Here is a 12623-nt window from a genome sequence, read left to right as displayed (position 1 = left end):
ACTCGAATATGGCCAATGTAACGGTAATCGGCGCGCAATGGGGCGATGAGGGCAAAGGCAAGATTGTCGACTGGCTGTCCGAACGCGCCGATGTCGTGGTCCGCTTTCAGGGCGGCCACAATGCCGGTCATACGCTGGTAGTAGATGGAGCAGTCTACAAGCTCTCGCTTCTGCCGTCGGGAATCGTACGCGGTGCGCTATCCATTATCGGCAATGGCGTCGTGCTTGACCCATGGCATCTGCGCGAAGAAATCAAGAAGCTGGAAAGCCAGGGCGTCGCCATCAACACCGAAAACTTCGGCATTGCCGAAACCTGCCCGTTGATTCTGCCTATTCATCGGGACCTTGACGCCATGCGGGAAGATGCCAGCGGCAAGGGCAAGATCGGCACCACACGGCGCGGCATTGGACCAGCCTATGAAGACAAGGTCGGACGCCGTGCGATTCGTGTCTGTGATCTGGCCCATCTGGATGATCTGGGGCCCCAACTTGACCGGCTATGCGCCCATCATGACGCCCTCCGCGCAGGCTTCGGCGAGCCACCGGTTGACCGCGAACGGCTGCTCAATGATCTGAAGGACATCGCCGACAGCGTTCTGCAATATGCCCAACCGGTTTGGAAACGCCTCAATGAGGCGCGGCGGGATGGCAAGCGCATCCTTTTTGAGGGTGCCCAGGGTGTGCTGCTTGATGTGGATCACGGGACCTATCCTTTTGTCACCAGTTCGAACACGATTTCCGGCACCGCCGCTGGCGGCTCCGGCGTTGGTCCGTCCGGCACCGGCTATGTACTGGGTATCACCAAAGCCTATACGACCCGCGTCGGATCGGGGCCCTTTCCAACGGAACTGGAAGATGAAATCGGCCAGCGACTTGGCGAGCGTGGCCATGAATTTGGCACGGTCACCGGACGTCAGCGGCGTTGTGGCTGGTTCGATGCGGTGCTGGTCCGGCAGGCGCTGGCCGTTTCTGGCGTTGCCGGGATTGCACTGACCAAGCTCGACGTGCTCGACGGCTTTGCGGAGTTGAAGATCTGTGTAGGATATGATCTCGACGGCGTAACCTATGATTATCTGCCGCCTCATCATCAGGACCAGGCAGCGGTCAAGCCGATCTACGAGACTCTGGAAGGCTGGAACCAGACCACCGCCGGCGCCCGCAGTTGGGCGGATTTGCCAGCGCAGGCGATCAAATATATCCGGCGTGTGGAAGAACTGATTCAATGTCCGGTGGCCTTGGTATCGACCTCGCCGGAACGCGATGATACGATTTTGGTAACTGATCCGTTTGCCGATTGACGACAGGGAGGCATTGAAGTGCATATTGCGGTTTTATACGGTTCCTATCGGCAAGACCGCAAAGGCATCAGCTACGCCCGATATCTTGTCAAAGCCTTCCGGGACAAGGGAGACCAAGTCGATCTGATCGATGCGCAGGCAGTCGGGCTGCCAATGCTGGACCGCATGTACAAGGAATATTCAGAAGGCACTGCGCCGGAATCGATGGAAAAAGTCGCATCGATCATCAAAGCGGCCGATGCCTTTGTCTTTGTCGCTGGCGAGTATAATTGGGGCGTCCAGCCCGGACTGAAGAACCTCACGGACCATTTTCTCGAAGAGTGGTTCTGGCGGCCGGCTGCGATTGCCAGCTATTCGGCCGGACCCTTCGCCGGCATGCGTGCGATGATGCACTGGCGGGCAATATTGGGAGAAATGGGAATGGTCGTCACGTCGACACCGCTGGCACTGGCAGGCGTGCACAAGGCCTTTGACGAAACAGGTGCACCCACCGGAGAAAATGGCGAACGGCTGGAGCGCAATTTCCCCAAATTTGCCGATGATCTGCGTTGGTGGGCTGAAGCCGCTCACATGCAGAGGGCCAACCGCCCACCGCCCTACTAGCCCTTTCTAGACATCGTCCGCAGAGATCATTTCTGCGCTGTCGATTTCGCCCGTCATGGCGGCCACCGTTACCGCGACCGCAGCGTCGCCGGAAACATTGGTGGTGGTCCGCATCATGTCCATGATCCGGTCGACGCCGGCGACAAATGCGATCGTTTCCAGCGGCACGCCAACGCTGCCGAAAACGAGGGCCATCATGATCAGGCCCGCACCAGGAATGCCCGCCGCACCGATCGCCCCCAGAGTGGACGTGATTGAGATCAGCACATAATCCCCAAAGGTCAGATCGACCCCAAATATCTGTGCCCCGAACAATGTCGCGAGCCCCAGATACATGGCTGTGCCATTCATATTAATCGTCGCACCGAGCGCTACGACAAAGCTGGCGACCGAATTGCTGACCCCCAGATTGCGCTCCACACAGCGCAAGGTAACGGGAAGCGTGGCGTTGGAAGAAGCGGTGGAATAGCTTACCGCGATCGCATCAACGATCCCGCGGAAGAAATCGATCACAGGCAGCTTGGCAATGAACTTGATCATCCCGGAATAGACCAGTCCGATAATCAGCAAGCAGCCGAGATAATTGAGTCCGACCAATTGGGCCAGAGATATCAAGGCATCGATGCCCAGCGTCCCTGCCACCCATGCCATCAGCGCGAATACACCAAAGGGCGTCAGTTCCATCACAATCATCGTGACCTTCTGCATCACCACCGCACCACTATCGAAAATCTTCGCCAGCGGTTTCCCGTCTTCTTTGGCCATCAGAATGCCGATCCCGATAAGGAGCGCGAAGACGATCAGCGGCAGCACCCTTACATCGGCCATGACCTGCACCGGGCTGTCCGGAACAATCGATAGGATCATATCGACGGCGGTCGTCTGACTAGGCTCTGGCGTCGCGCCCATTTCGATAGCGCTGGTATCAACGCCGTTGCCCGGCTGAAAAAAAGTGCCAAGCGCGAGGCCCAGCCATGCGGCAATTTGGCCCGTGATAACGAATAGAACCATCGCCCGGCCACCAACACTGCCGAGCTTCTTGAGGTCGCCCAAAGCGGCTACGCCGGCAACGAGCGAGAAGAAAATCAAGGGGACGACCAGCATCTTGATCGACTTGATGAAGAAATCGCCGATCCATTTGATGGTTTCTGCTTCTGGCCCCCACAACAAGCCAGTGACTACACCGAGGATCAAAGCGGCAATGACCCGCTGCCAGAGCGGAATCTTGAACCAGAATGCCAACATATGAAGTTCCCCGATATTACCCCAGCCCCTTGCCTATCTTGAGCAAGAGCACGCGGCAAGCCCTTAGCGGCGCGTTACATCCAGAAACTGATCGCCAGACAGGTCGACAGTCCGACCCCGAAGGTCAGCGGAATGCCCGCCTTGAAAAAGTCGGTAAAACGGTAATTGCCGGCAGCATAGACCAGTGTATTGGTCTGATAGCCGATCGGCGTCGCGAAACTGGCCGACGCAGCGAACATCACGGCAATCACCAAAGGCCTTGGGTCAACTCCCAGATCATTGCCGAGCGCAATCGCTATCGGTGTAATAATGATGGCGACAGCGTTGTTGGTCACAATTTCGGTCATGATCACTGAAAGGATGTAGATCGCAAAGACCAGTCCCCAGGGAGGAACTTCGCGCAGAAACGGCGTCAATTCGGAAACAATCAGATCGACGCTGCCCGCCTGTTGCAGGCCCAGGCCAACCGCCAGCATGCCGAAAATCAGGACCAAAACGTTACCGTCAATAGAGCCCCAGGCTTCTTCGGCGTCGATACAGCGCGCCAGCAAAATTGCGCCCACCGCAAGAATCGCAGCGACGGCAAGCGGGATCACGTTGAGCGCAGCCAGCACAACAACTGCCACCAGGGCACCGATTGCAATCGGTGCCCGATCGCGGCGGAAAGCGCGAATCTTGGTATGCCCTACCCCGAAAAGATTGGGGTTTTGGTACATGCGATTGATATCTTCACTGGAGCCCGTCACCAGCAACCGGTCTGCCGCATGAATCCGCGCGTTGGTCAGGTCTGAACGGGGAAGATTCCGGAATCGGGTCATCCCCAATATCCGCACATTGAGCTGCGACAGAAAGGGGATATCATAGAGCCGGTTGCCGATGCTCGGGTGACTGGGAGCCACCGTCGCCTCGACCAGTTCCTCGCCGAGCGGACCGACATCGCCTTTGTGAACGATGCCAACCTTGAAATCTTCGGATTTCCGCAGTGAAATCAGCTCCGCCAGATCCAGTTGCACAACGATCCGGTCGCCCGCCCGCAGTTCGTGAAAGTCGAGATCATGACGAATATAGCTGCTCAGTCGCTTGACGGCCGTCACTTTCAAGCCCGCCCGGCGCAGTTCCGGGACTGCAGAAAGCTTCCTGTCGATGACGGAAGCGCGATTGCGAACGGTCAGTTCGGTAAGAAAATAGCTTTCATCGCTGCTGTCAAATTGCCCCTTGACCTGACCGCCGGGCAGCAGCCAGCTGCTGAATAATACCATCATGACCGTGCCCGCGACGGCGGCTATCAGGCCATAAGGCGTAATTTCAAAAATGCCGAAGCCGCCAAGTCCCTGATCACGGGCAACCGAATCGACGATCAGGTTGGTTGACGTTCCAATCAATGTGGTCGTGCCGCCCAAGATGCAGATAAAACTCAGCGGTATCAGCAACCTCTTTGACGAAAATCCTGTGGCCCTTGAGAGACGAAGAATGATCGGGATCAGTACGATCACCACCGGGGTGTTGTTCATGAAAGCGGAAGCGACAAAGGCCCCGAGAAACATTTCCGCAACCGCCAGCTTTGGCCGGTGCTTGGCGCGCTTGATGATAAAACCGGCGATTGCGTCGATGGTGCCGGTCCGCAGCAACGCACCTGAAAGAATGAACATGGCAGCAATGGTGATCGGAGCGGTGTTCGAAAACACTGAAAACAGACCATCGGAATCAATGATGCCGAGGAACAGAAACATACAGGCTCCGAGCACGGCTACCACCGCTGCCGGAAAACGCTCCATGATGAAGCCGGCAAACAGGAAGGCCAATATGACGAGACCAATGATCGCCTTGTGCGCCTGAATATATTCGTCGATGATATGGAGGATCAGATCAATCATGGATCGAGTCTGTCCTCAAAATCAGATAATGCGTTGGGCTAGATGGTTTCAAAACATTGCCGAATGCCTTGGCCACGGAACAATTTTCGGTCGGCAAATGTTGAAGGTTCCTGATGCTGAAGCTAGCTGCAGCGGAGGAAGCTGTCGAAAGGAAATTGGTTTCCAGCATAAGCATCATCCGCATTGGGCCCGGTGCAGCAATTTCTGATCGGCCAGAACCAGCGCCATCATCGCTTCCACGACTGGAACGCCCCGGATGCCAACACAGGGGTCGTGGCGTCCTTTTGTCGATATTTCGGTCGCCTCCCCCTCCGGGGTAATCGTCACCACCGGCGTCAGAATAGAGCTGGTCGGCTTGAATGCTATCCGGCAATAAATCGGCTGGCCGGTGGATATGCCGCCAGCGGTACCGCCGCTGTGGTTGGCGAGAAATTCGGGTCCATTGTCTGCGGGCCGCATCGCATCGGCATTTTCTTCGCCCCGCAGGCGAGCGGCTGCAAATCCATCGCCGATTTCCACCCCTTTTGTGGCGTTGATCGTCATCATTGCCGCGGCAATCTCGCTGTCCATCTTGGCATAAACCGGCGCGCCCCAGCCCGCCGGGACGCCCGTTGCTTCGCAGGCAATGATCGCGCCCAGGCTGCTGCCCTGTTTGCGGGCGCCATCGACCAGCGCCTCCCAGCGCTTGGCTGCCTCCGCATCCGGACAGAAGAACGGGTTGTTGCCGATTTCCTCCGCGTTAAAATTCGCCATATCTATCGCATCGCCGCCAATTTCGGCAACCCATGCGCGGATGGACACTTCCGGGATTGACAGTCTTGCAACGGCCCCTGCCGCAACCCGGGCCGCTGTTTCCCGCGCGCTCGATCGGCCACCGCCGCGATAATCGCGAAATCCGTATTTCTGGTCGTAAGCATAGTCCGCATGGCCGGGACGATAGGCTTTCGCGACCTCGCTATAGTCCTTGGACCGTTGATCGACATTCTCGATCATCAGGGAAATGGGTGTGCCGGTCGTTTTGCCTTCAAAGACGCCGGACAGGATCTTGACCTGATCCGGTTCCTGCCGCTGGGTCGTATATTTGGATTGGCCAGGTCGGCGGGCATCCAGAAACGGCTGAATATCGGCTTCGCTCAGCGCCAGTCCTGGCGGACAGCCGTCTACCACTGCCCCCAAAGCTGGCCCATGACTCTCACCCCAGGTCGAAAAGCGAAAAACGCGGCCAAATGTGTTGAAGCTCAAAACTCACTCTCCGCATTCATAAATTTTATCCGGTTCCCGAATGGATCATTTGGCCAATACAGGTGATAATCAATCCAGCGCGATATCCGGCGCGTCTTCCTGTTTCATGCCGACAACATGGTAGCCACCATCAACATGGTGAGTTTCTCCGGTCACTCCGGAAGACAGGTCGCTGCAGAAATACAGACCTGCGCCGCCCACATCATCAATCGTCACGTTGCGGCGAAGCGGGGAATTATATTCATTCCATTTCAGAATGTAACGGAAATCCCCGATACCGCTGGCCGCCAGTGTCTTGATTGGGCCAGCCGAAATGGCGTTCACTCGAATATTGTCGGGGCCAAGATCATTCGCCAGATATTTGACGCTGGTCTCAAGCGCAGCCTTGGCAACGCCCATCACGTTATAATGCGGGATAACCTTCTCGGCACCATAATAGCTCAGGGTGACAATGCTACCGCCATTGGGCATCATCTCTGCTGCCCGCTTGGCCACGGCAACAAGCGAATAAGCGGAAATATTCATCGTCATCAGAAAATTATCGAGACTGGTATCGACATATTTGCCCCGCAGCTCGTTTTTGTCCGAAAAGCCAATTGCATGAACCACAAAGTCAAGCGTGTCCCAGCGCGCTTTGATTTGATCGAAGGCTGCATCCAGTGCCGCCATATCGGAAACATCACAATCGATCAGAAAGTCACTGCCAAGCTCGGCAGCCAGCGGTTTCACGCGTTTTGCGAGTGCTTCGCCCTGGTAGGAGAAGGCCAGCTCCGCACCCGCACCCGCGAGCTGCTGGGCAATACCCCAAGCGAGCGACTTGTTATTAGCAAGCCCCATGATCAAGCCTCGCTTGCCATTCATTAACTCAGTCATCGCGGCAGCCTCCTGCAATCAAATTTTCCTTGTTGATAAACGCTATCTGAATGATTTTCCAGCGGATCATTCGCTATTCGCTTTTGTCCAAGGTCGTTCGGCCAGAGCAGCATTTATTTCCGCCCCGATAACCATTCCAAGGCCAACGAGGTAGAAAAAAATGAGGGTTATGATAACCCCTGCCAGACTACCATATGTGAGCTGGTAATTTGCTGCATATTTGAGAAATACCGGCAACAATCCGGTGATCATCAGCCACCAGCCGCTAATGAACACTGCACCCGGCCATTTAGGATATTGGCGAGGCCGATATTGGCGGGGGGTCAGCAGACGGAACAGCAGATAAAGCGTTGCGAACAGAACAAAAAATGGCACCGCATTGGACAAGGAGAGCCAAAGCGCGCTGGCCTGAATCGCCTGAAAATAATTTCCCAGAAACCCGCTGATGCCTGCCAGTACGAATTGTGCGCTAAGCGCGAACATCGCGACAAACACCGAGACGAGAATGAGCATGATTGACGTGAGCCGATATTCCCAGAAAGGACGCTGTGCCTCAACCCCGTAGGCCCGGTGAAGAATCTCCCGGATAGTCTCGATCAGACTGGTTGTCGTCCACAATCCAATGCCCGCACTGAGCCATAGCAAAGGCCCGGTCCTCGCGGTCATCGCATCTCTTATCGGGTCGTGTAGCGCGCTTGCAACGGACGGCGGAACAGTCACCAGAAATGCTTCGACAAACTCGGTTCCGACGTCCGTTTGACCGAAACCGCCGACGATTGCAGCCGCGATAATGAAAAAGGAAAATACCGCCAGCAGGGACATGTAGGCGAAATTTCCGGCAAAGGTGAAACCGTCATGATAAACGCCCACAGCGGTGCGTTCGATAACGATGATGGCCCGGCGGCTGAGACCTTCACCGGCCAGATCCTCTGTGGCTCTGTTTAAGGGTACCCCGGCCTCGCCCTTGTCTTGCCGCCGGGCTTCGGGCGAAAGTTCAGACAGATTGGTCCGAGCCAAGCCTACACACCCATGCTGGCGCGGGGATTGTCTTTCGGGTTCCAGCCTTTGACAAATTCTGCGAGCTTTTCATCCTTCTCCGGCAAAACGATCATCAGCGTGACCAGCTGATTGCCGCGAACCCCGGACTTGCCATGGAAACCCTTGTTTTTCAGGCGCAGCGTCTTGCCCGAATTCGAACCGGCCGGAATCGAAAGCATGACCGGACCGTCTACGGTCGGAACCTTTACCTTCGCTCCTTCCACGGCTTCTTTCAGACTGATCGGCAATTCCAGCGTGATATTGTCTCCGTCACGCTTGTAGAAAGGATGCGAATTGACGTGGATCGTGACAATGGCGTCGCCATTCCCGCCGGGGCCGGGCCGGCCCTTGCCGCTGAGACGCATTTGCGTGCCTTCTTCGACACCCTTGGGCAGGCTGAGGTCGATGGTCTTGCCATCTTCCAGCGTGATCCGCTGTTTCTGGAGCGTCGCTGCGGCCGTAAACTCCACCTTCAACCGGTAAGCGACATTGGCCCCCTTGGGGGGTGGAGCGGTGCGTTGACGGCCGCCGAAGGGGGAGCCACCGCCCCCGCCAAACAGGCCTTCGAAAATATCGCCGAAATCCGCGCCGGCATTGCCGAAGTCCGGTTGCTGGCCTGCAGGACCGCGATGATAGCTGCCGCCTCCACCGCCAAAGCCGAAGGGACCGGTCGGATTGCCTTCACCATCAATCTCGCCACGGTCAAATTGCGCCCGCTTCTCCTTGTCGAGCAACAGGTCATAAGCCTTGGTTACGTCGGAAAAACGTTCCGTCGCTCCGGGGTTATCCTTGTTCCTGTCCGGATGCAGTTCTTTGGCGAGCTTGCGATAGGCGCTCTTTATTTCCTTGTCACTTGCGCCCTTGGCAACACCCAATGCTTGATAGGGATCGATCATTATTTAGCCTTTTTCAAATCCTTATCGTGCAGAGATTGGAAGTTTCCGCTGATTTTCAACTCCAGTGTTTTATTGAGGTACAACGGCATCTGCAACCTTGTTGTGCCGGGTGAAGCGAAGCAGCAGATAGAGAACCAGACCCAATGGCCCCAACATGAAGACAAACAGCAGGATAGGTATCTGAAGCCAGCGCGCAAAGCCGTATTTGTCCGCGTTGCGGGCCACCCAGAGACCAACAAACAAATCAAAGGCAAGATAGTGAATCCAGCCGACGGTCGCGCCGCCCGGGCTGGCGAGCAGTTGCTGGACACCGCCGAGTGTCGTGAAATCCGGCGCCTGGCCGCTGCTGCCGCCAATCAACCCGGTCATCAGCGGGATGATGATTACCCCATAAGCGCAAGCCAAAAGCCCGATCCCGCCATAGAATAATCCGGTCAATACCGGTTCCCGGCGCGGCGCCAACGCCAGAATCAACCACATCAGCAACGCATAATTATTGGCGGCCGTGAATATCAGGTCCCAGTTCATAACGCCCTCTCTATCGTGCCGCTTTTAGCAGAAAACGGCGCTTTGTCGTGAAACAAAATTTTGTTTGTTTGCCGGTCTGATCGACGATGGTAAAGGCGTCTTCATGACTGATCCTTTTTCCCTGTTCGACGAGTGGTTCACTCAAGCGCGCGAAACCGAAATCAATGACAGCAACGCCATGACGATTGCCACGGCCGATGCCAGCGGGCAGCCTTCTGCGCGGATGGTATTGTTAAAGGGCCATGGCCCCGACGGTTTTGTTTTCTACACCAACCAACAAAGCCGCAAGGCTGGTGATATAGCCGAAAACCCGCAGGCCGCGATCTTGTTTCACTGGAAAAGCCTGCGCCGCCAGATCCGGATTGAAGGCTCCCTCTCAACGGTTGCCGACAGCGTGGCCGATGCCTATTTCGCGACGCGCAGCCGGGATTCGCAGCTGGGCGCATGGGCCTCTGACCAGTCGCGTCCATTGGACAGCCGCGAAACCTTCGAGACCCGGTTTCAGGAAGTATCCGAGCGCTTCGCGGGCAGCGATGTCCCGCGCCCGCCGCACTGGTCCGGCTATTGTCTGGTGCCGGACCGGTTTGAATTCTGGCAGGACCGCGCGCACCGGCTGCACGAGCGGCGGGCCTTTGTCCGCGATGGCGAAGGCTGGACCGACGGACTGCTATACCCATGACAGAGCTGCCATATTATCATGTCGATGCCTTTGCCGATCGCCCCTTCACCGGCAATCAGGCAGCAGTCATGCCGCTCGAGAGCTGGCTGGACGACGATGTGCTGCAGGCCATCGGCGAGGAAAATAACTTTGCCGAAACCGCCTTTTATCTTCCCGATGCAACCGGGGAAGCGGATTACGAATTGCGCTGGTTCACTCCAGCGGTGGAGATCGATCTTTGCGGTCATGCCACACTGGCGAGCGGCCACATCATATTGTCGCAAGACCCTGGCCGGCAACAGGTCACGTTCCGCACGCGCAAGGCCGGCATCTTGACGGTGAAGCGCGACGGGAATGGCTATACCCTTGGTCTCCCGGCCTATCCTCCGGCACCGAAGGCGATGCCGGAAATCATCGCCCTTCTTGGCGGCAGCCCGGTTGACACCCAATTTCACGAAGGACGCTACCATCTCTTGCGTTACGAACAGGCTGACGAAGTTCTGGCTCTCAAGCCCGATCTGAAAGGGCTCGCTGCGCTCGGTAATGCACAATTTATCTGCACCGCGCCCGGGAAAGATACAGACGTGCTGAGTCGGGTTTTCGTTCCCGGCGGCGGCGTGGACGAGGATAGCGTTACCGGTTCAGCCCATGCCGTGCTGACGCCTTATTGGACCGGCCAATTGGGGCGCGCCAGCTTTACAGCCTATCAGGCCAGCCGGCGCGGTGGCTATGTCAGCTGTCGTCTGGACGGCGATCGCGCCTGGCTGGGCGGAAATTGTGTGACGGTAGTAAACGGCACTTTCTCTCTGGCGGAGCCTTCCGGCAACTAGCCCTCTACGGGAAATAGCGCCATGATGCGACCGATCTGGGCACTCATCGGTGCGAGCACATCGTCCTGCGTCTTGCCCAGTCGTACCACGGTCAGCTTCTGTTCCGGCGACACCACGATTTGCTGACCCAGATGGCCGAGCGCGGCGAAGATCGTTTCCGGCCCGTCGTCTGGGAACAACACCTGATTCCGGCCTTCCGGACGCTTTTTGTTCAGCCACAGATGGCCGCCATATGCTGGATCATTTTCCGATGACGTCCGCATGAACTGAACCCAGTTGACCGGCAGATGCTTGGCCCCCTTTCGGGCCCCATTGTGCCTCAGAAATTCACCAAAACGCGCATAATCGCGGGCAGTGGCGTGAATGAAACTGCCGCCCAGAAACGTCCCGTTCGGATCAAATTCCGGATAGGTGCTGTCCATTCCCAAAGGCTCAAGCAGTCGGCCCCGGATGAAACGCAAAGTCACATCGCGCCGCACTTGCGGATCAGAACTGTCGGTCAACGTGCGGGTGATTATGTCGGAAAGAACGTTGCTGGTGGCGGTGCTATACTCGAATTTCTCCCCTGCCGTGGCCTCCATCGGGCGGGCCTCTGCATAAGCGGCCGTATCCTGGGCCCCGTCCAGAAACAGCATCCGGTTGGTATCCGCCTCGAAGATCGTCTTTCCGCCCTCCTCCGCAACTTCCGTATGATCCAAACCCGACGACATATGCAGCAAATGCCGCAAGGTAATCTGACCACGGGGATCGCCAGGCCTTTGCCATGCGGGGACGGGAGCGGGATCATCGAGTACCAGTCGACCATCTGCGACGAGAAACCCGATCAGCGCACCGGTAAAGCTTTTGGCCATCGACCAACTGATGAATCGCGTATCTTTATCATAGCCTTCGCCGTAGCGTTCAGCGATGATTTTTCCCCGGTACATGATCAGCAGAGCGCGGGTTTCGGCCATGGCCGGATCTTTGAAAAGGGGCGCTATAGCTTTGTCCAGCCGCGCTTTCGCAACCGGGCTGGAGTCGGATATATAGGCCAGTTCAGCCGCACTTTTCTGGGGTTCAGGCGCTGGTTCCTGGCTCGCGCCACATCCGGAAAGAGCGATCGACAGGACCGATAACAAGGCGAGTTTAATCTTGTGCATGCGGTGTCGTTGCACCATTAGAAGCCGCCATGGCAACCGTAAAAAAAACATCGCGAGAACCTCTGAAGAAATGGCGCATCGCTCTTTATGTCGGAGCATTTTTTCTGATCGCCCTGATTGCTGTGCTGGCCTATAATTATTCCTTCATCAAGGGACAGCTGGAAGTGGGAACGGCCTATGGTGCAAGGGTCGCTTGTTCCTGCCACTATATTGGTGGACGGGACATCAAGGATTGCGAGAAAGATTTTGAACCGGGCATGGAAATAATCGGCCTGGACGTCGACGGAGAACAAAAAAGGGTGACTGCATCGGTGCCCATGATCGAATCGGCGACGGCTGAGTTCAGGGAAGGCTGGGGCTGTATAATGCTCACGGACGAACAGCTGGAGCGTGAGTGAA

13 protein-coding genes are annotated in these 12623 nt (G+C 56.7%); 5 read left to right on the top strand and 8 right to left on the bottom strand.

The annotated features are described in order from the left end of the window. Window positions 1–8: 8 nt before the first annotated feature. Window positions 9–1298 (top strand): adenylosuccinate synthase, encoded by a 1290-nt coding sequence (locus ACN0WW_RS14885; protein ID WP_417613656.1) that lies wholly within the window; start codon window positions 9–11, stop codon window positions 1296–1298. A gap of 12 nt (window positions 1299–1310) precedes the next feature. Next, window positions 1311–1901 (top strand): NADPH-dependent FMN reductase, encoded by a 591-nt coding sequence (locus tag ACN0WW_RS14880; protein ID WP_417613723.1) that lies wholly within the window; start codon window positions 1311–1313, stop codon window positions 1899–1901. A gap of 6 nt (window positions 1902–1907) precedes the next feature. Here ACN0WW_RS14880 and ACN0WW_RS14875 read toward each other — a convergent pair whose 3' ends face one another. The 7 genes from ACN0WW_RS14875 to ACN0WW_RS14845 form a co-directional block, all read right to left on the bottom strand. Further along, window positions 1908–3146, bottom strand: coding sequence for a dicarboxylate/amino acid:cation symporter (locus ACN0WW_RS14875; RefSeq protein ID WP_417613655.1), 1239 nt, complete (start codon window positions 3144–3146; stop codon window positions 1908–1910). 74 nt (window positions 3147–3220) lie between these two features. Next, window positions 3221–5020: an SLC13 family permease gene (locus ACN0WW_RS14870; RefSeq protein WP_417613654.1), complete on the bottom strand. Its 1800-nt coding sequence runs from the start codon at window positions 5018–5020 to the stop codon at window positions 3221–3223. A 174-nt stretch (window positions 5021–5194) separates the two neighbouring features. Continuing rightward, window positions 5195–6262, bottom strand: coding sequence for a chorismate synthase (aroC, locus tag ACN0WW_RS14865; protein ID WP_417613653.1), 1068 nt, complete (start codon window positions 6260–6262; stop codon window positions 5195–5197). Window positions 6263–6331: 69 nt separating this feature from the next. Then, window positions 6332–7135 carry an enoyl-ACP reductase FabI gene (gene fabI, locus ACN0WW_RS14860; RefSeq protein WP_417613652.1) on the bottom strand — a complete coding sequence of 268 codons (804 nt, stop codon included), beginning with the start codon at window positions 7133–7135 and terminating at the stop codon, window positions 6332–6334. Between the two features lie 66 nt (window positions 7136–7201). Further along, the gene (locus tag ACN0WW_RS14855) at window positions 7202–8152 is read right to left on the bottom strand and encodes a YihY/virulence factor BrkB family protein (RefSeq protein ID WP_417613651.1); all 951 of its coding nucleotides are present in this window, start codon (window positions 8150–8152) and stop codon (window positions 7202–7204) included. Window positions 8153–8154: 2 nt separating this feature from the next. Continuing rightward, the gene (locus tag ACN0WW_RS14850; RefSeq protein WP_417613650.1) at window positions 8155–9069 is read right to left on the bottom strand and encodes a DnaJ C-terminal domain-containing protein; all 915 of its coding nucleotides are present in this window, start codon (window positions 9067–9069) and stop codon (window positions 8155–8157) included. A 69-nt stretch (window positions 9070–9138) separates the two neighbouring features. Continuing rightward, window positions 9139–9597, bottom strand: coding sequence for an ABA4-like family protein (locus ACN0WW_RS14845; RefSeq protein ID WP_417613649.1), 459 nt, complete (start codon window positions 9595–9597; stop codon window positions 9139–9141). Window positions 9598–9700: 103 nt separating this feature from the next. Here ACN0WW_RS14845 and pdxH point away from each other — a divergent pair, with 103 nt between their 5' ends. Both pdxH and ACN0WW_RS14835 read left to right on the top strand, forming a co-directional pair. Further along, window positions 9701–10276: a pyridoxamine 5'-phosphate oxidase gene (pdxH, locus tag ACN0WW_RS14840; protein WP_417613648.1), complete on the top strand. Its 576-nt coding sequence runs from the start codon at window positions 9701–9703 to the stop codon at window positions 10274–10276. Further along, complete coding sequence (locus ACN0WW_RS14835) at window positions 10273–11085, top strand: PhzF family phenazine biosynthesis protein (RefSeq protein ID WP_417613647.1); 813 nt, start codon at window positions 10273–10275, stop codon at window positions 11083–11085. The genes pdxH and ACN0WW_RS14835 overlap by 4 nt, the downstream gene beginning before the upstream one ends. On the opposite strand, the gene ACN0WW_RS14830 is transcribed toward ACN0WW_RS14835, so the two are convergent. Next, a complete protein-coding gene (locus ACN0WW_RS14830; protein ID WP_417613646.1) occupies window positions 11082–12224 on the bottom strand; it encodes a serine hydrolase domain-containing protein in 1143 nt (380 codons plus the stop codon). The two genes, ACN0WW_RS14835 and ACN0WW_RS14830, sit on opposite strands and share 4 nt — an antisense overlap. A gap of 29 nt (window positions 12225–12253) precedes the next feature. Here ACN0WW_RS14830 and ACN0WW_RS14825 point away from each other — a divergent pair, with 29 nt between their 5' ends. Then, window positions 12254–12622: a hypothetical protein gene (locus ACN0WW_RS14825; RefSeq protein ID WP_417613645.1), complete on the top strand. Its 369-nt coding sequence runs from the start codon at window positions 12254–12256 to the stop codon at window positions 12620–12622. Window position 12623 lies beyond the last annotated feature (1 nt).

It is taken from the genome of Parasphingorhabdus sp. (genome assembly GCF_048269865.1).
In the GTDB taxonomy this organism is placed as follows: Bacteria; Pseudomonadota; Alphaproteobacteria; order Sphingomonadales; family Sphingomonadaceae; genus Parasphingorhabdus.
This window is presented reverse-complemented; position numbering and strand designations above follow the sequence as displayed.

Coding starts and splice junctions, on each gene's coding strand:
- fabI (WP_417613652.1), bottom strand. CDS start 7,135: ATGACTGAGTTAATGAATGGCAAGCGAGGCTTGATCATGGGGCTTGCT.
- pdxH (WP_417613648.1), top strand. CDS start 9,701: ATGACTGATCCTTTTTCCCTGTTCGACGAGTGGTTCACTCAAGCGCGC.
- ACN0WW_RS14835 (WP_417613647.1), top strand. CDS start 10,273: ATGACAGAGCTGCCATATTATCATGTCGATGCCTTTGCCGATCGCCCC.
- ACN0WW_RS14825 (WP_417613645.1), top strand. CDS start 12,254: ATGGCAACCGTAAAAAAAACATCGCGAGAACCTCTGAAGAAATGGCGC.
- ACN0WW_RS14875 (WP_417613655.1), bottom strand. CDS start 3,146: ATGTTGGCATTCTGGTTCAAGATTCCGCTCTGGCAGCGGGTCATTGCC.
- ACN0WW_RS14885 (WP_417613656.1), top strand. CDS start 9: ATGGCCAATGTAACGGTAATCGGCGCGCAATGGGGCGATGAGGGCAAA.
- ACN0WW_RS14830 (WP_417613646.1), bottom strand. CDS start 12,224: ATGCACAAGATTAAACTCGCCTTGTTATCGGTCCTGTCGATCGCTCTT.
- ACN0WW_RS14850 (WP_417613650.1), bottom strand. CDS start 9,069: ATGATCGATCCCTATCAAGCATTGGGTGTTGCCAAGGGCGCAAGTGAC.
- ACN0WW_RS14870 (WP_417613654.1), bottom strand. CDS start 5,020: ATGATTGATCTGATCCTCCATATCATCGACGAATATATTCAGGCGCAC.
- ACN0WW_RS14845 (WP_417613649.1), bottom strand. CDS start 9,597: ATGAACTGGGACCTGATATTCACGGCCGCCAATAATTATGCGTTGCTG.